Below are 18,247 nucleotides of genomic sequence, written 5' to 3'. Positions count from 1 at the left end.
CGGTTGTGATGGGCTCACAGCTGCGCGGGCCGGCAGAGGTCGCGCCATGACCCATGTCCTCGACGCGCTCCCGCTCGACTTCGCCGACCCGAAGGTGCAGCAGCTGGAGTCGGCCCTGATCCAGACCTTCCCGACGACGGGTGACCTGCGCATGGTGCTGCGCAAGTCCGGCATCTCAGAGGCCTACGTCAACCTCCTGCAACCGACGGCCGCCGCATGGCAGGAGGTGCTCGACGTCGCCCGCAAGCAGGACCGCCTCAGGGTCCTCGTCGCAGTGGTGATCCGCGAGCCGAACTCGGCCGCGATCCGCCCCACGCTCGAGGCGCTCCTCGCCGACACGCTGGCAGCGACACCGAGCGCCGAGGCGCCTCCTCCCGACGAGCCGATCGCCTGGAAGAACGACCCCACCCCCGACGGGCTCGAGCGCCAGATCGGGGCCCAGTCGACCCTGCTCGACGTGTCGTTCCTCCAGCGCGGCATCGAGATCAGCCCGTCGGTCGTCAAGCTCGTCGTGACGCTGAACGACGAGATGCGTTACAACGGAACGGGATTCCGCATCTCCGACGACCTGCTCCTCACCAACCACCACGTCCTCTTCGACGACCAGGGTCCGGCCACGACCGTCGAGGCGTGGTACGGCTACGAGCGGTCGTTCGCAGGGGCGACCCGGGAGCCACAGGTCATCGCCTGCGACCAGGGCACGATCGTGGGGCGCAAGGACCACGACTGGGCAGTCGTCAAGGTCGCGAGTCCCCTTCCGGCACAAGCACGCCCGATCGCGATCGCGGGGGCACCGACGCCGGCGGTGGCGGACCGGGTCTACATCATCCAGCATCCCGACGGGCGGGTGAAGCAGATCGGGATGGTGCACAACACCGTGGTCAAGGTCGACGACGACAGGATCGGCTACCTCACCGACACCGAGGGCGGCTCGTCGGGCTCGCCGGTCTTCGACGAGCAGTGGCGCCTCGTCGGGCTGCACCACCGGTGGGAGACAGACGTCGTGGGCGGCCGACGGCGCATCTACAACCAGGGCGTCCGCATCGAGCGCGTCGTCGAGGGCCTGGCGGCCGCGGGCGTCGTCCTGGAGGGGGTGGCCTGACCTTGGGCTACCTCGACCACCGGTTCGACCCCGGCACCCCGGCCGGCCAGTACGTCGTGGAGCGACTCGGGTCCCGCTACTTCGAGAAGCAGCCGATCCAGGAGCTGGCCCTGGCGGCCGGCGTCCAGCGCGACCAGATCTTCTGGGAGCAGAAGGCGTCGCAGCTGTGGATCGACGTGCTCGAGACGGCGTGGAAGCAGCAACGGTTGCGCCTGCTCTTCATCGCCATCTCCCAGGACGCCGGCGCCGACCGGATCTTCCAGGACCTCGCGGCGGAGCCGACCGATCACGAGGTCGTCGAGATCCCGCCCCAGTCGGCCCCGTCGCAGCCGGCGGTGGCCGGAGCCGCGGCCGCCGTCGCCGAGGCGGTCGGGGCGATGTTCACCGCCGCGGTCCTCTGGGACGACGTGCCGCTCATCGACCGCACCGACCTGCGCGGCCACGTGCAGCGGATGCTCGGACCCGGCGGTCGGCGGGCGCTGCTCGTCAGGGGCCCCAGCGGTGCCGGCAAGACCCACACCCGCCAGTTCATCCGCTACGTCTCCGAGAACGCCGTGCCACCGAACGGCACGAAGCCGAAGGTCAGCCCGGTCGACGCCGCGCGCCGAGCCGGCAGCCCGATCGACGTCCGCGAGCTGGCCGACACGGTCGCGCGCTTCGTGGTCGGTGAGCCCGCGCCGAACTTCGACCCGACCGCCCAGCCGCAGACCGTCGTGTGGCTCTTCAAGGACTGGCTCGTGGCGGAGGTGGCCGCCAAGGGCGACATCCAGGACTGCTGGCTCGTCTTCGACGGCTTCGACCGGACGACCGCCACGGCCGCGGCGCTCCAGCTCGTCATGGAGCTGGCGCAGTCGGCCGCGGTCCGTGACCTCGGGCCGGTGCGCGTCATCGTGCTCGGCTACGACGACCCCCTCTCGGAGCCGGATCAGGCCCTCGTCGAGCCCCTCCGCCACCCCGGCGACGACGACGTCAAGGCGTTCATCCGCGCGTACGCAACACGGGCGCAAGGCATCTCACCCGGAGCTGACGCGGTCGACGCCGTCTTCGACGAGCTGGTCAGCGACGGCGGTCCCGTCGCCCACCGCCGGCTGGTCGAGCTCGGTCCGAGCGCGTTCGCTCTCTGTCTCGACGTGTTCGGGGCGCTCCCGTGAGCGGGTCCCCGTCCGGGCGGACCCCCGTCGTCACGGCCGAGGACGTCCGGGCCCGGCTGGCCCAGCGGGCGTCGGCACGGTCGGCACCCTCAGCCCCGAGGCCCCAGCCCACCGCGTCGGAGGCCTCGGGGGCAGCCGCCGTGCCCTCGTCGACGAGGGACGTCGAGCCTGCCGCGACGGAACACACCAGTGACGCAGCCGCCCCGGACCCCGCTCGGCAGCGCCTGCGCGAGCGGGTCGCGTTGCTCGACTACTTCACCGTCGACGCCCTCGAAGGCCGTACGACGCGAGAGACCCCGCGACACCAGGAGATCGACGGCTTCATCGGCGCCGACTGCGAGCTCGTCACCACGAGGTCAGGAGGGGGCGCGTGGCGCCTGCGGCCTGAGGTGCGCGCCGACGTCCTCAGGTCACTCGGCCCCGGCAGGGCAGTCGCGCTGACGACCGGGCGGTGGGCCGTCGCCCCCGCACCCGACGACGTGACCCACCGGATGGCGGTCCGTCTGATCCAGGGGGACACGACGCTCCGCGCGCTCACGCCGGCAGAGCTGACCGGCATACTCAAGGCTGCCGTCTGGCTGGAGGGTCTCGGGCTCGACCTGCCGGCCGCCGCGGACGTGCAGTCGGCCCTCGACCTGGCCAACGTCCTCACCCCACTGCGGGCGGTGTCCACGCCGGACTTCGTCGGACGCGAGGAGGAGCTGGCCCAGCTCGAGGCCCACGTCATGGGTGGTCCCGGAGGCCTCCCCCTCGCCCTCCACGGCCCCGGCGGCGTCGGCAAGTCGACCCTCCTCGCGACGTTCGTGCTCGACCACATCGAGGGGACGGACGCGCGCCCGCCGATGCCCTTCGCATACCTCAGCTTCGAGCGGGCCGAGCTCGACCCGGAGTTCCCGATCGGGCTCATCGCCGAGGTGTGCCGTCAGCTCGCTCTCCAGTCGACTGACCTCGCGGGGCCGCTCGGCGAGCTGCGCCGGGAGATCGTCGCCGTCGTCGAGGCGGAGGCGGCGCTGCAGCGCGAGACGTCGAGCTCCCGGGGGCTCGGCACCAAGGACGCCGTGCGTCGGCACGTCGACGAGGACTCGTTCCTCATGGAGCTGAGCCAGCGGCTGCGGCGCGCCTGGGGCAGCAAGCCGGTGCTCGTCGTCCTCGACACGTTCGAGGTGGCGCAGCGGCGGCGCCGCTCGACCCTGGGCCGGCTCAACCGCACCCTGCAGAGCCTCCAGCGTCAGCTGCCGTCGCTGCGGGTCGTCGTCGCGGGTCGGGCCGAGGTGACCGAGCTGCAGGTCGAGAACCGCCCGCTCGAGGGGCTCGACGACACCCAGGCGAGGCAGTTCCTGCGCCGCGCGGTCGCCGACCTCGCCGTGACCGACGCGCTCGTGGACTCCGTCGTCGAGCAGGTCTGGGGCAACCCGCTGAGCCTGCGGCTCGCCGCCGACCTCATGCGCCGCGAGGGTCCCTCCGTGCTCGCCACGAAACGTGGTCGACGGCGGCTGCTCTTCGACCTCCGGGCGGAGCAGGTGCAGGGCGTGCTCTACCGCCGGATCCTCGACCACGTGGCCCGGCCGATCCGGCCGCTCGCCAACCCGGGGCTCGTCGTCCGGCAGATCACGCGTGAGGTCATCAGCGACGTCCTGGCGGTGCCGTGCGGTCTCGGCGAGCTCGCGCCGGAGCGGGCGGCCGAGCTCTTCGAGATGCTGCGCGGAGAGGTCTCGCTCGTCACCGAGTCGCGGCCCGGCGTCCTCGTGCACCGTGCCGACGTCCGCCAGGAGATGCTGCCGCTGCTCGACGCTGAGAGCCCGGAGCGGGTCGCCGAGATCCACCACCGCGCCGTCGCCTTCTACGGCGCCCGCTCCGGCACCGACGACCGCATCGAGGGGCTCTACCACCGGCTCATGCTCGGGCAGGCGTCGTCGACGCTCGATGCCCACTGGGACCGCGGCGCCGGGCCGTTCCTCGAGCCGGCGATGAGCGAGCTGCCGCCGTCGTCGCGGGTCTACCTCGCCGGCAAGCTGCGGCTCGAGGTCGACGCCGCCGACCTCGCCGAGGCCGACTACACCGCCTGGGCGCGGCAGGCCACGAAGCAGGCCAGGTCGCTGCTCGACTCCGGTCGCCCGGCCGCCGCGTGGGACCTCCTCGCCGCCGACGACCGCCGGCCGCGCCTCGTGGAGGTCAGCCGACTGCGCATCGAGGCGCTGGCCACCCTCGGTCGTCACGAGGAGGCGATGGCCGAGGTCGACGCGGCGGTGAGCGCTGCCGAGGAGCGTCCCCTGTCGCTCGACTACATCGAGCTGTGCATCGTCGGTGGCCGCGTCGCGGAGGACGCGGGCGACCTGGGGCGGGCGGCTCGGCTCTTCGTCGACGCCCGGGAGAGCGCCACCGACTTCGGGGCGCGGTCCGCGGCGCTGACGGCCGGCGTCGGCGTCCTGCGGATGGTCCGGCGCCAGGGCGGCCTCGGCTCGCAGTCGGCGACCCGCCGTCTGCGCGGTGAGCTCATCGCCGAGGCGGCCGGGCTCACCGAGCAGGACAAGGCGAGCCACCCCGGTCTCGTGCGCGAGCTCGCGGCAGAGCTCGGGGACGCCGTGCCGAGCCTGCTCGCCGACGCCTCCCTCCACGTCGGGGTCACCTCGGCCGGCGACGACGCCTCGGGCCACGACGCGAGCACCCTCGACGTCATCCAGGCCAACATCCGCCGGACGATCGAGAGCGACCCCACCATCGGGCCGACCGACCGAGACCTCGACGAGGACGACGAGGAGACCGCTCCCGACGTCGGTGACCTGTCGTCGGCGGTGCAGGGCCACGCCCTCGCCGAGGCCGTCAAGGCCCTGCCCGACGACCTCGACCTGCGCGAGTCGGTGAAGAAGTACTGGCAGGGCGAGGCCGACCGTCCGTCGTTCGACTACAACGCCGACAGCTGACCGCTGACGGGCGACCGCACCACGCGAGAGGGGACGTCATGCCCACGAAGCCGAAGGCCGATCCGCCGGACCCGAAGCCCGATCCCGCGCCGGGTCCCGCGCCGGGTCCCGCGCCGGGTCCGGCACAGCCCGGGCCGGCGAAGCCGGACCCTGCGCCGGCGCCCACGCCGCCGACCAGTGCCTCCGCGAGCGGTGCAAGCTGGCGCTGGCTCTTCTGGGCCGCCATCGCCATCGTCTTCGCCTACGTCGTGTTCGTCCTGCTCGCCTTCGTCCGCGCCGACGACAAGCTGCCCGAGACGGACTGGAGCCGGTCGGTCTACGTGCTGCTCGGTGTCGAGGCCCTCGCGTTCACGGCCGTCGGCTGGCTCTTCGGCCGCGAGGTGCACCGCGGTGAAGCGCAGGAGGCGCAGAAGCACGCCGACGAGGCGAAGCACGTCGCGACGCTCGAGAAGGACCGCGCCGACACCGCGAAGGACGCTGCAGCACAGGAACGTTCGCGGGCCGACGCAGCCCAGACGAAGGGCCGGATCCTCGCGAAGGCGGTCCACTCCCTCACGGAGCCGGCGGCGACCGGCAGCGGTCCCGGCGGCGGTCCCGGCGGCGGTCCCGGCGGCGGTCCCGGCGGCGGAGACGAGAGGTCGCCTGCCGGCGGTCGCACCCGCGGCATCGACAGCCCGGCCGCCGGCTCGACGCAGGCACTCCGCAACATCGCCGACGAGCTCTTCCCGTCGGACTGACGCCGGACCCGTGGCTGCGACGGCTATGCCGCCCTCCCGCCGTCGGGCGCGTGAGGCCGGCTTTCGCGTCCGTTTCGCCGACGAGCCGTCCGATCCGGTGATACAAAGCGGGCATACAGGGCATACGTGTCGTTCCTGAAACAGCCCGGGACGCGGCCGCCCCCCGCCCCCACCCGGAGGATGCATGTCGCACGACGACGCCAACGCGTCTCACAGCCCGAGCCGACGCACGGTCGTCAAGGGTGCCGCCTGGACGATGCCCGCGGTGCTCGTCGCCGCGCCGGCGCCGGTGGTGGCGGCGTCCGTGGCCCCGCTCACCTTCGGCGGCTCCGCCTGCAAGCTCCCGGGCGGCTCGTCGGACACGTACAAGGGATACGTCTTCGAGCTCGTCGCCACGAGCGCCGGCGGTTCCGACAACACGGTCACGGTCATCACCGGGGTGACCGTCGACGGCATCGCTGAGCCGCACTACTCCGTGTCGGTGAAGAGCGGCTCCTGCACGTGCTCCTCGTGCGGCAGCGCCCCGACGAACCACCAGTGGTGCACCCGGAGCGGCGCCGGCACGCAGCGGGTGCTGCTCTACACCGACGGAGCGGCGAGCGGCACGAGCTCCAACAGCGAGGTCTGCGTCACCTACACCCGCTACCGATGCGACTGCTCGCCGATGGTCGGCTCGCAGCCGGTCACGATCTGCAGCGGTCGGCGCTCGACGCCGCCGATCACGGACGGTGGCGGCGCCTGCCGGATCTCCGACGTCTTCCCCCTGCCCGCCTGACCCACACGCGGGGGCCGACGGCATCGCGTGTCGCACACCCCCTCCGAGGCACTACCGTCAGGGGGTGAGCGAGCGCAGCCTGGAGTCCGAAGCACCCGAGACCGATGCCCCTGAGGTAGAGCCGGGCGCGGTCGAGCCCGAACGCGTCTCGTTTGGCGACCTCGGTCTCGACGACAAGGTGCTCAAGGCGCTGCGCGACGTCGGCTACGAGTACCCGTCGCCGATCCAGGAGGCGACGATTCCGGCCTTGCTCGACGGGCGCCACGTCGTCGGCCTCGCCCAGACCGGCACGGGCAAGACGGCGGCCTTCGCTCTCCCCATCCTCAGCCGGCTCGACCTCAAGCAGAAGAGCCCGCAGGCACTGATCCTCGCGCCGACGCGTGAGCTCGCCCTGCAGGTCTGCGAGGCCTTCGAGCGGTATGCCGCCCACCTCAGGGGCGTGCACGTGCTGCCCGTCTACGGCGGGCAGGCCTACGGCGTCCAGCTGAGCGCGCTGCGCCGTGGCGTCCACATCGTCGTCGGCACCCCCGGCCGCATCATGGACCACCTCGAGAAGGGCACGCTCGACCTGAGCGAGCTGCGCTTCCTCGTGCTCGACGAGGCCGACGAGATGCTCAAGATGGGCTTCGCCGACGACGTCGAGACGATCCTCGCCGACACCCCGGACGACAAGCACGTCGCGCTCTTCTCGGCGACGATGCCCGCGCAGATCCGGCGCATCTCGAAGAAGTACCTCCAGGACCCCGTCGAGATCACCGTGAAGACGACGACGTCGACGGCGCCGAACATCACGCAGCGCTACCTCACGGTGAGCTACCCGCAGAAGGTCGACGCCCTGACCCGCATCCTCGAGGTCGAGAACTTCGAGGGGATGATCGTCTTCGTCCGCACCAAGAACGAGACCGAGACGCTCGCGGAGAAGCTCCGGGCGCGAGGCTTCTCGGCGATGGCGATCAACGGCGACATCGCCCAGAACCAGCGCGAGCGCACCGTCGACCAGCTGAAGTCCGGCAAGCTCGACATCCTCGTCGCCACCGACGTCGCGGCCCGCGGGCTCGACGTCGAGCGCATCAGCCACGTCGTCAACTACGACATCCCGACCGACACCGAGTCCTACGTGCACCGCATCGGGCGCACCGGCCGGGCCGGCCGCAGCGGGGACGCGATCTCGTTCGTCACGCCGCGCGAGCGCCACCTGCTCAAGGCCATCGAGAAGGCGACCCGGCAGTCGCTCACCCCGATGAACCTGCCCACGGTCGACGACATCAACGCGACGCGCCTCACCCGGTTCGACGACGCCATCACCGAGGCCCTCTCGACCGACAAGGTCGACTTCTTCCGCGACGTCATCGCCCACTACGTCAACGAGCACAACGTGCCCGAGGCGGACGTCGCTGCGGCCCTGGCCGTCGTGCTCCAGGGTGACGAGCCGATGCTGCTCGACCCGGAGCCGGTCCGTGCCGCACGGACCTTCGACGACCGCGGCCCGCGCGACCGTCGTGACGACCGCGGTGACCGCGGAGGTCGGCCAGGTCGCACCGACCGGAGCGACCGCGGAGACCGAGGCGACCGGGGACCGAGGCGCGGCACGTCCGGCCCGATGGCGACGTACCGGATCGCGGTCGGCCGACGACACAAGGTCGAGCCGCGCCAGATCGTCGGCGCCCTCGCCAACGAGGGTGGTCTGGGGCGCCAGGACTTCGGGCACATCGACATCCGCGCCGACCACTCGCTCGTCGAGCTGCCGGCGACCCTCCCGCCCGGCACGTGGGACAAGCTGCGCTCCACGCGCATCTCGGGTCAGCTCATCGAGCTGAGCGAGTCGCAGGAGCGCGGCAGCCGTCCGGCGCAGTCCAAGCCGTACCGCAAGGGCCCGCGCGACTGACTCGCCCCACGCGCCGCGTCGGCCCTCGGCCTCACGGTCCGGCCGCTGACAGCGGACCCCTCCATCGAAGGGGCTCCCGACGGCGCACGGTGCGCTCCCCCCTGTGCAGCACACCCTGCCGTTCCGTCAGCTCGTGCCAGACCCCCGGCTCCCTGAACGCCGACGGACCTCCACGAACTCGTCCAACCCCCACCCTCGTCGTGCCATTCTGAAGGCCGGAGCGGTTCACTGTCGAGTGTCGTTTCAGACACCTTGACGGCGACCGCGCTCGGCTCTTCGCAGGGCTTCGGCTGACGGCGGCGGCAGCCGTCGTTGGAGGAGGAGACGTGGTGCCCAGTCGACAGGTGGCGTCCGCCGGCGTGGCGCGAGACCTCGCTGTGGCTGCCGCGCGCGGCGAGCCCTTGCTCCCCTTGCTGCCCGCCGTCGTCGAGGTCCTGCGGGCCGACACGGGCGTGGGGCTCACCCGCCTCCGTCGGACCAGGCAGGGCATCGACGTGTCGGTGGATGTCGCCGGATCGGCCCCGATCACGCCTGCGATGGGTCGCCTCGCCGCCGAGGTCGCCGACCGGCACCCGGCGATCCCCGTGCTGTCGACCGCCGGCGCGGTCCGGGTCAGCGACCTCGTCGCGATCAGGGACTTCTGGCACACGGACGTCTACGAGCGGATGCACGGACACGTCGGCGGGCGATACCCGGTGGCGGTCATGCTCCACAGCTCGGCGACCGACGTCGTGTTCCTCGGCGCCCACCGCGGCACCGTCGACTTCAGCACGGAGGACCTCCACCTGCTCGAGGCGATCCAGCGCCCCCTCGCGGCAGCCCTGGCGTTCCGGGCCGCTCTCGACGACACCATCGCGGTGCTCAGCAACGACGGGACGGCGCTGACCTGCGGCTCCCTCAGCGACCTGGCGCCGATCGCCGCCCTCTGCGCCGCCTACCGCCCCACCCAGCGCGAGGCGGAGGTGCTGAGCCTCGCCGCCGCCGGGTGGACCAACCTGCGCATCGCCCGTCGTCTCGGCATCACCGAGCGCACGGTGCGCAAGCACCTCAGCTCCGTCTACGAGCAGTCGGGTCGCCGCGGCAGAGCCTCCGCCGCGGCATGGTGGGCGGCCCAGCAGGACCACGGCTGACCGATGGCGTATGCCGTCCGCTCCGCCCCGCGCGCCCCGGCCTTCTCGTAGGGTCGGCACATGGGGGACGACTGGACCGCACCACTGCCGGTGCGGCGCGTGCGACGGTCGACCGACGCCACGCTCACCGCCAACCAGTGGCCGGCGACCCTCGCCCCGGTCGCGCACGTTCTCGACGGAGGCCTCGACCTCGCACCCGCGACGATCGTCGTCGGTGAGAACGGCACCGGGAAGTCCACGTTCGTCGAGGCGGTCGCGGTGGCATACGGCCTCGCTCCCGAAGGCGGCTCGACGGGCGCCCTGCATGCCACGCGTCCGACGGAGTCGCCTCTGTCACAGTCGATCTCACTGGAGCGGGGTGCGGGCGCCTCGAGATGGGGCTACTTCCTGCGCGCCGAGACGATGCACGGCCTGTTCACCTACCTCGAGGACAACCCGTCGCGCCGTCCCGAGCCGCGTTTCCACGAGCTGAGCCACGGAGAGTCGTTCCTCGCGATGCTCAACTCGGACCGCTTCACCGGTGAGGGCTTCTTCGTCATGGACGAGCCCGAGGCCGGACTGTCCTTCCACGCACAGCTCGCCCTCGTCGGGGCCCTGATCCAGCTCGTGTCCCAGCCGGGTGTGCAGGTGCTCATCGCGACCCACTCGCCCGTCGTGGCGAGCCTGCCGGGTGCGCTGATCCTCGAGTTCGACGAGGACGGCATCCACGAGCGGGCCTGGGACGACCTCGACGTCGTGGACCACCACCGCCGCTTCCTCGAAGCACCCGAGCGCTACCTGCGGCACCTCCGCTACTGAGCGGACGTCAGCATGCCTCAGGCCTTGAGGAGTACATAGCCTCCGACTTCAGCCACGAGGCTCCACGAACCCGTGCCACGCATGACGGGAACGACCGCCGCGTCGGTGGGCATCAGGGCGTAGGTGCAGCCCACGCGAGACGTGTAGGCCTGCCAGCCGGGCTCGCCGGCCACGAAAGAGAGGTACTGCCGGATGCGCTCCACGCTGTAGAGCTCGACGCGCGTATCCATGGTGGGACGCAGTCCGGGATGACGAAGCATGAGCCACCCGCCGTCTGCCTGGTCGTTGCACACGACAGTGCCGGCAGGGAGCCGGTCGAGCGCGGCGTCCAGCCCGTTCGGTCCGATCCCGGGCGAGGCCGCAGCCACCGGGGCGAGGACGGCCGCCAGCACGAGGCTCAGGCCGCCCGAGAGCAGCACCGCGATCCGCTCACGGCGCGGGACGGCGGAGGCCTTCTGTCGGGTGAGTCGTTGGGGTGCCAGGGCGGCCAAGGGTGCCACCACGACCGCGGCAAGCCCGGTGGTTCGGGACCACGTGACTGCGAGCACCAGGGCCAGGACGGCAAGCAGCGCGACCGTCCACTCCCCACGGCCACGGACGACCTGGTCCACGACCACCACGGCTACGAGCAGCAACGCCGCGAGCAGCCCCGGGTCAGCCAGGCCCGGGGGCTGCCACTCGCTGATCAGCCCAGTCACGCCACTCACCTGGAAGGGTGAGACGAAGAGTCGAGGTCCCACAGGCGTCAGGGCAGCGACGGCCACCGAGAGCACGGGCACGAGGGCGAGCCGCGCCGCATCGCCGAGCGAGAGGCGTCGCTCGAGGAACATCCCGAGCACGACAACGCCACCGAGGACGGGGCCGATGAACCACATGCCGTGGCTGCACGCCCAGAGCCACGTGAGCGGCACGAGCCACCACCGGGCACGTCCGTCCTCGCGGGTCAGGAGCCACGTGCTCGTCGTGACCGCGGCCAGAGCGAACGTGACGAGCTGGGGTCGGGGCGAGAGGCTCCCGCTCAGGGCGACGAAGGTCACCGCCAGGACGACGGCCGAGACGAGGGCTGACGAACGACGCCGGCACGCTGCATACACAGCGACACCGACGAGCAGCGAACCCAGGCAGAGCAGCCACGCGACGCCAGCGAGGCCGTAGGCCGCGTGCGCCCCGTGCATGAGCACCTCGGGGAGCCATTGGTTGAGGATCCACACCTTCTCGGTCGCGGCACCGAAAGGGTCGTTGAGGACGAACTGCCCTGTCTGCGTGAGGTGCTCGCCCGCCACGACATGCCAGTACGCGTCTGGGTCCTTGAGCGGACCGAGCGGTTTGAGGGCGAACAGCGCAAGGACCAGGGCGGGCAGGAGCCAGCCGATCCGAGCCGCCGGTGAGCTCGGCCCGTGGTCTTGGGCCGCACCGGTCCTCGGGTCCGTGACGACGGCCACGGTGTCGATCAGCCGCCGCTGAAGGCCTGCATCATGCGGATGCCGCCCGGGCCGATGATGACGATGAAGAGCGCCGGCAGGATGCAGAACATCAGCGGGAAGAGGATCTTGATGGTGACCTTCTGGGCCTTCTCCTCTGCCTTCTGGCGACGAACGAGGCGCATGTTGACGGTCTGCTCGCGCAGGACCCCCGCGATGGGCAGACCGAGACGGTCAGCCTGGACCAGGGCAGTGATGAAGTTCTTCACCTCGGGCAGGGTGACGCGGTCGCCCATCGAGCTGAAGGCCTCGCCGCGCGACTTGCCGATCTGGATCTCGGAGAGGACGCGCGCGAACTCACCGGAGATCGGGCCCTCGACGTTTCGCGCCACCTGAAGGAGCGCCGAGTCGAACCCCTGCCCGGCCTCGACACACACACTGAGCATGTCGAGCGCGTCAGCGAGACTCTTGCTCGTCTCCTCCTGCCGACGCAGCGCGACGTTCTTGATGAGGATGTCCGGGAGGAAGAAGAGCGCGGCGCCACCTATGACGGCGAAGAGCAAGGCATTGGGCAGCTGGAACTTGCCGTAGAAGGCGCCGAGGACGACGCCGATCAGCAGGGCTGCACCCTTGAGCCCGAGGATGCGTTCGACGGTCCAGCCCGCCGGATTTCCTGCTTGGTCGAGCAGCTTCGTGTAGCGGTCGTCCGCGCCACCGGGCGAGAGCGCGCGGGCCAGTCCCTTGGTCCGCTCGAGGATGGGCGCGACGAGACGGTCCTTGGCCGCGAGATCGGTGGTGACGGCAGTACGCCGGTCGACGGAGTTCTCGATGAGCATGAGGGACTTGGCGACTCCGCGCGGCTCACCACCGGAGAACGTCAGGCTCAGGACGGCGATGAGCAGCCCCAGGCCGCAGAGTCCCGCGGCGACGTAGACGGGGTTCAGGTTCACGTCACACCTCGATGTTCACGACTTGGCGCATCCACACGATGCCGATTCCGAGAGAGATGAGCCCACCCACGCTCATGAACAAGCCCACGGTCGTCGTCCAGAGCAGACTGACGTACTCGTAGTTGACCTTCGTCATGTAGATGAAGATGAAGATCGGCAGTGCGACGAGGATGTAGGCGGAGAGTCGCCCCTCGGCGGAGAGCGTCGCGACCTGACGGTGCAGCGACTCGCGCTCGCGTAGCGTCCCGGCCGTCGTCCGGAGCGTGTCGGCGAGGTTGCCGCCGACCTCGCGCTGGATGCGGATCGCCATGACGGTCCAGTGCATCGAGGTGCTCTCCATGCGGTCGGCCACGCGTTCGAGGGAATCCGAGATGTCGGTGCCGATGCGCGTCTCTGCGAGGGCTCGGCTGAACTCCTTGCCGGCAGGCTCGGCGGCATCCCGGGCCACGGCGTCGAGGGCCTGCGGCAGTCCGAAGCCACTGCGGAGGCTCGTCGAGATGAGGAGCAGGATCTGGGGCAGCTGTGCCTCGAACTTGCGGGCCCGGCGAGAGGCGGCGAAGCGCAGGCCGACCGGCATGATGAAGATGCCGAGCACCGCACCGCCGATGAGCCCGATGATCTTGGCCTGCCCGCCGAGGACCAGCCCCACGGCCATGGCGACGATCACCGCGACGACACGCAGCACGAGCCACTCCCCCGCCCGGAAGGGCAGGTCGGCGCGCTCGATGAGGGCCATCGTCTTGCTCGTCGACTTGCGGTCCTTCATGACGCGGTCGCCCATGTCGAGCAGCTGCGCCGTGATGGTGCTCTGCGCGGCCTTCATCTCCTGGCGGGAAAGTGTCACCGTGTCGCCCACGACGTAGGAGTCGATCGAGGCCACCCGGCGCTCACGCTTGGTCTGGAGCGTCGGCATGAGCGACGTCGAGAGCACGACGAAGAGCGCCAGAGCCAGCAAACCGCCCGCGATGAAGGGCGTGCGGTCCGTGATCGGGACCGGTCCCAGGCTGACGCCCGCGGCCTGGGGCGCGGGCGCTGCCACCGGTGCCGGCGTCGACCCAGAAGGCTTCGGCGCGGTCGCCGGCGCCGCGAAAGTGACCTCCCGCGCAAAACCGAAGACGGTGCTGCCGGCGACGCCGGAGATCTCGTACCGGTGAGGACCGTTGAGCGGCTTGGGGATTGCTGACGAGAACTGGACCTGGCGGTTGAGCGCCTGCGCCGACGCCGCAAACGCAGCACTCACGCCGGCCGTGTTGTCGGCGGCCACGACGGTGCCACCGTTGGTGTCTGCGAACGCTTGAAGAGCCTTCGTGGCCTCGGGGTCGTTCGTGTTGAAACGCACGACGTCGACGCGGATGCCACCGGCCTTGAGCTTGGCGACCGCGTTCGTGAGTGCGAGAGCCTTGTTGTCGGCCACGGTGTCGGCACCGTCGCTGAGCAGGACGATGCTCCGGTCTCCCGTCCCGCTCAGCGCGGCAGCGGCGCTCTGCATGGCGGCATACAGGCTGGTGTCGCCGCGCGAGTCGAGGCCGTTGATGACGCGCTGGGCCGCGGCTCGGTCGACGGTCGGCGCGAGGTCGACGCCCGCCGTGTTGGCGAAGGAGGCGACTCCGACCTTGACGTCAGCCGGCACCGTCTTGAGGTAGGTCGCAGACGCCTTGCGCACCGTCGACATGCCCTGAGCCCCCATCGAGCCACTCGTGTCGATGACGAGCATCGCGCGTCGGTCGAGCTTGGCGGCCTGCTTGACGGTCGCGGGGAACGGCTCGTCGTCGACCTTCAGCTTCAGTGTCTTGGGGTCGAGCTGCACGTCCTCCTTGCTGCGCAGCGTGATGACGCCGGTGACGGTCGAGCCCGAGCCGGACGAGGTCGCCTTGACGTTGCTGAGGCCGACCGAGACGCCGTCGGCCCGGGCGGCGCCGGCGGGCAGCACCACGAGCCCGACCGCCAAGGCGGTCAGACCGGTGAGGACGCGACGGGTCGAACGGTTCACAGCGTCGACCGTGAGAACAGGTTGACGGGCAGCTCGACACCCACGTCGGCGAGGTCGGAGGTGAACTTGGGACGGATACCCGTCGGCATGAGGCCGCCGAGGAAGCGTCCGTTCTCGTCACGGCCGGCGCCGTAGTTGAAGGTGAAGATGTCCTGGAGAGTGATGACGTCCGACTCCATGCCCACGACCTCGGAGATCGCGACGATGCGGCGCGTCCCGTCCTTGAGTCGCGACTGCTGGACGATGAGGTCGACGGCGCCGGCCACCTGCTCGCGGATCGCGCGCACGGGCAGCTCGACGCCGGCCATGAGGACCATCGTCTCGAGACGAGCGAGGCTGTCTCGGGGCGTGTTGGCGTGGACCGTGGTGATGGACCCGTCGTGACCGGTGTTCATGGCCTGGAGCATGTCGAGGGCTGCACCGTCTCGGATCTCACCGACGATGATGCGGTCGGGGCGCATACGCAGGGTGTTCTTGACGAGCTCGCGGATGGAGACGAGACCGCGACCCTCGATGTTGGCCGGACGGGCCTCCAGCCGCAGCACGTGCTGCTGCTGCAGCTGGAGCTCGGCGGCGTCCTCGATGGTGACGATGCGCTCGTCGTGGGGCAGGAAGGAGCTGATCACGTTGAGGGTCGTCGTCTTGCCCGAGCCGGTGCCGCCGCTGATGATGATGTTGCGGCGGCCCTTGACGCAGGCGCTGAGGAAGTCCCGGACGTTCTCGGTGAACGTGCCGAACGAGATGAGGTCGCGGTCGGTGAACGGGTCGGCCGAGAACTTTCGGATCGTCAGCATCGACCCGTCGAGAGCGATCGGCGGCACGACGGCGTTGACACGGGACCCGTCGGGCAGGCGCGCGTCGACCATGGGGCTCGACTCGTCGACACGACGGCCGACACGACCGACGATCTTGTCGATGGTGCGGCGCAGGTGGGCCTCGTCCGAAAAGCGCGCGTCGACCGGGAAGATCTTGCCGGCGCGCTCGATGTAGATGTCCTCGGCCCCGTTGACCATGATCTCGGACACCTCTGCGTCACGCAGATAGGGCTCGAGGGGGCCATGGCCGAGGATGTCGTCGGAGACGTCCTGGGCGATGCGGGTGCGGTCGGAGTGCGAGAGCGGCGTCTGCTCGGAGTCGATGACCTCCTGCAGCGTGGTGCGCACCTGTGAGGCGAGCTCGTTCTCACTGAGGTTCGGGTCATAGAGGCGTGGCCCGAGCGAGGCGACGAGGGCCTGGTGGACTCGTTCCTTGACGCCGGCAAAGGGGTCGACGCCGCGGCGGCGCACGGGTGCGGCGCCGTTCGTGATGCGGACCTGTCCGTTGGTGCTCGGCGCGGGCTCGTTGATCTGCGTCGACTGGCGGGCCCGCTCGAGGCGTTCGGCGAGGTTGCTCATCTCTTGCTCCCGAAGAGTCCGAAGCTGCGCTTGGCGCCGTTCTGCAGGTCCTCGCCGAACCGGCGGCGGATCTCCTGGTCGGCGAGGTCGCGGATGGCGAGTGACACCGGGTTGCGCGGGTCGTCGAGGACGAGCGCGACGCCACGGTTGACCGAGGCCGGCACCGTGAGGCTGTTCGGGACGTTTGCCGAGATCGGCGCCTTGAGGGCGGCCTCGACGTCGTCGGGCTTGAGCCCGACCTTGGCGTCGGAGCGGTTGAGCACGATGGTCCGGGCCTCCCTCGAGGCGCCGAGCGTGTCCAGGGTGTTGATCGCGATGCGCAGGTTCTTGACCGCGGGGATGTCCAGCGTCGCGATGAGGACCGTGAGGTCACTGACGTCGAAGGCCGCGAGCACGTGCTCGGTGAAGGACGGTGGGGTGTCGACGAGGACGTAGTCGTACTGCCCCCGCGCCACGCGGAGCAGCTCGATGATGACGTGCGACGGGACGCGGTCGGCGTCGGCCGGGTCAGCCGGAGCAGCTATGACGTCAAGGCCGCTCACCTCGTGGCGGGTGACGACGGACTGCACACCTTGGTCGTCGAGGTGGCCGCTCATGGCGACGACGTCTCGCACCGAGCCGTGCGGCTGGAGCTGGAGGCTGATCGCGACGTCGCCAAACATGAGGTCGAGGTCGACGAGGAGCGTCTTGGCTCCGATCGAGGCGAGGTAGACGGCGAGGTTGGTCGACATCGTCGTCTTGCCGACGCCGCCCTTGGCGCTGAAGACGGTGATGATCTTGCCGTCACGCCCTCCGACCGTTGTCCCGTGGCCACTGAGCTGCTGCGTCAGCGCGACCGACCTGCGAACCGCGTCGGCGAGCGCCGTCTGGTCGTCGGCCTGGACGACCTCGCGGACGCCGCTGCGCAGGGCCTGCGCGAGCGCCGTGACGTCGAGGCGGTGCCGGAGCAGGATGACGCCGAGCTCCGGTCGGTCGATGCGCTCACGCTCGGCCAGCTCGCACGCCGAGTCGAGGTCGATGTCGGGGCCGATGACGACCAGCGACTGGTTGCGGTCCTCCTCGAGAGCGCGGCTGACGCGCGGAGCCGAGTTGAGGTGGAGCGCGTCGCCGCCGAGGGCGAAACGGTAGGTGTCGGCCGCGGCCGGGTCGTAGTCCCAGAGGATCGTCATTGGCCGGTCACCGCATCTCGCAGCTGGAGGTCCGTGACCTCGAGGCCCGGGTCCATCTTGACGTCTGAACCACGCAGGGCGCCGTAGAGCTGACGGTTGTTGATGCCGTGGATCAGGACTGGAGCATCGGTCGGCTTGATGGCGACGGTGACGAGGTAACCCCCGCTCGCTCCGGCAGCCGTGGCGGGCTGACCCTCGACGGGCGGGGCAGCCGCCTGGCCGGCGAGTGGCGCGTCACCCATGGCGATCACCAGGACGTCCGGCAGGAGCAGGCTCGTGCCGTGGACGTCGTTCTCGTTGAGAATCTTGGCCTCCGGGGTGTCACGAAGGTCCTTGATCTTGTACGACTGGTAGAGCGCGATGTGTGATCCAGGGGTCACGAACTTGCCCACTCGGGCGGGGTCGGAGAGCTGGAGTGACACGGCCAACATCCCGGTAGGGACCTCGATCGCCTTCGTGCCCGCCGGCGCTGTGCCGAAGCGTGCCGCCAGCAGGTACTCGCCCGCCTGGATGTCGGACGTCGCCAGGAGTGCGTTGTTGTCCGCGTTGATGTCCTGGAGCGCACCGACGGGGACGGCCTTCGAGCTCACGGAGGTCTGGGCGATGAGCCCGGTGCGTTGAGCGTCCTTGAGCGTGGTGCCTGCAGGGATCGGCTGCTGCGCCACCCAGACCGGAGCCGGCGACTCAGCGGCGATGGCTCGGGCGTCGGCGTTGCGCGCGTACGTGATGACGAGCAGGCCACCACCGAGAGCCAGGGCCAGCGCCACGACGATGGCGAGAATACGACGGTTCATGCGGAGATCCCCCCAGAGAAGAAGTTCATG

At 70.6% G+C, this 18,247-nt stretch carries 14 protein-coding genes; 8 read left to right on the top strand and 6 right to left on the bottom strand.

The window, feature by feature from the left end; genetic code table 11:
• Window positions 1–46 precede the first annotated feature (46 nt).
• The 8 genes from AB4Z14_RS14470 to AB4Z14_RS14435 all read left to right on the top strand — a co-directional run bounded on the left by AB4Z14_RS14470 (window position 47) and on the right by AB4Z14_RS14435 (window position 10,499).
• On the top strand, window positions 47–1,102 hold the full coding sequence (locus tag AB4Z14_RS14470) for a trypsin-like peptidase domain-containing protein (RefSeq protein WP_442275789.1): 1,056 nt from the start codon (window positions 47–49) through the stop codon (window positions 1,100–1,102).
• Window positions 1,103–1,104: 2 nt separating this feature from the next.
• The gene (locus AB4Z14_RS14465; protein WP_442275788.1) at window positions 1,105–2,253 is read left to right on the top strand and encodes a hypothetical protein; all 1,149 of its coding nucleotides are present in this window, start codon (window positions 1,105–1,107) and stop codon (window positions 2,251–2,253) included.
• Entirely contained in the window at window positions 2,250–5,174 is a 2,925-nt protein-coding gene (locus AB4Z14_RS14460; RefSeq protein WP_442275787.1) for an AAA family ATPase, read from the top strand. The genes AB4Z14_RS14465 and AB4Z14_RS14460 overlap by 4 nt, the downstream gene beginning before the upstream one ends.
• A gap of 38 nt (window positions 5,175–5,212) precedes the next feature.
• Window positions 5,213–5,911, top strand: a complete 699-nt coding sequence (locus AB4Z14_RS14455) for a hypothetical protein (RefSeq protein ID WP_442275786.1) — start codon at window positions 5,213–5,215, stop codon at window positions 5,909–5,911.
• 184 nt (window positions 5,912–6,095) lie between these two features.
• The gene (locus AB4Z14_RS14450; protein ID WP_442275785.1) at window positions 6,096–6,686 is read left to right on the top strand and encodes a hypothetical protein; all 591 of its coding nucleotides are present in this window, start codon (window positions 6,096–6,098) and stop codon (window positions 6,684–6,686) included.
• A gap of 64 nt (window positions 6,687–6,750) precedes the next feature.
• Window positions 6,751–8,571 carry a DEAD/DEAH box helicase gene (locus tag AB4Z14_RS14445; protein ID WP_442275784.1) on the top strand — a complete coding sequence of 607 codons (1,821 nt, stop codon included), beginning with the start codon at window positions 6,751–6,753 and terminating at the stop codon, window positions 8,569–8,571.
• A 329-nt stretch (window positions 8,572–8,900) separates the two neighbouring features.
• The gene (locus AB4Z14_RS14440) at window positions 8,901–9,701 is read left to right on the top strand and encodes a LuxR C-terminal-related transcriptional regulator (protein ID WP_442275783.1); all 801 of its coding nucleotides are present in this window, start codon (window positions 8,901–8,903) and stop codon (window positions 9,699–9,701) included.
• 60 nt (window positions 9,702–9,761) lie between these two features.
• A complete protein-coding gene (locus AB4Z14_RS14435; protein WP_442275782.1) occupies window positions 9,762–10,499 on the top strand; it encodes an AAA family ATPase in 738 nt (245 codons plus the stop codon).
• A 17-nt stretch (window positions 10,500–10,516) separates the two neighbouring features.
• Here AB4Z14_RS14435 and AB4Z14_RS14430 read toward each other — a convergent pair whose 3' ends face one another.
• From AB4Z14_RS14430 to cpaB, 6 genes are read right to left on the bottom strand one after another with little or no spacing between them, the layout of a single operon-like run.
• On the bottom strand, window positions 10,517–11,941 hold the full coding sequence (locus AB4Z14_RS14430; RefSeq protein WP_442275781.1) for a hypothetical protein: 1,425 nt from the start codon (window positions 11,939–11,941) through the stop codon (window positions 10,517–10,519).
• 8 nt (window positions 11,942–11,949) lie between these two features.
• Window positions 11,950–12,870 (bottom strand): type II secretion system F family protein, encoded by a 921-nt coding sequence (locus AB4Z14_RS14425; RefSeq protein WP_442275780.1) that lies wholly within the window; start codon window positions 12,868–12,870, stop codon window positions 11,950–11,952.
• Between the two features lies 1 nt (window position 12,871).
• Window positions 12,872–14,860 carry a type II secretion system F family protein gene (locus tag AB4Z14_RS14420; protein ID WP_442275779.1) on the bottom strand — a complete coding sequence of 663 codons (1,989 nt, stop codon included), beginning with the start codon at window positions 14,858–14,860 and terminating at the stop codon, window positions 12,872–12,874.
• A complete protein-coding gene (locus AB4Z14_RS14415) occupies window positions 14,857–16,254 on the bottom strand; it encodes a CpaF family protein (protein WP_442275778.1) in 1,398 nt (465 codons plus the stop codon). Before AB4Z14_RS14415 ends, AB4Z14_RS14420 begins: the two co-directional genes overlap by 4 nt.
• Window positions 16,251–17,423 (bottom strand): AAA family ATPase, encoded by a 1,173-nt coding sequence (locus AB4Z14_RS14410; RefSeq protein ID WP_442275777.1) that lies wholly within the window; start codon window positions 17,421–17,423, stop codon window positions 16,251–16,253. Before AB4Z14_RS14410 ends, AB4Z14_RS14415 begins: the two co-directional genes overlap by 4 nt.
• The gene (gene cpaB / locus AB4Z14_RS14405; RefSeq protein ID WP_442275776.1) at window positions 17,420–18,217 is read right to left on the bottom strand and encodes a Flp pilus assembly protein CpaB; all 798 of its coding nucleotides are present in this window, start codon (window positions 18,215–18,217) and stop codon (window positions 17,420–17,422) included. The genes AB4Z14_RS14410 and cpaB overlap by 4 nt, the downstream gene beginning before the upstream one ends.
• Window positions 18,218–18,247: the final 30 nt, after the last annotated feature.

This window comes from Terrabacter sp. 2TAF16 (assembly GCF_052115065.1).
Classification (GTDB): domain Bacteria; phylum Actinomycetota; class Actinomycetes; order Actinomycetales; family Dermatophilaceae; genus Terrabacter.
This window is presented reverse-complemented; position numbering and strand designations above follow the sequence as displayed.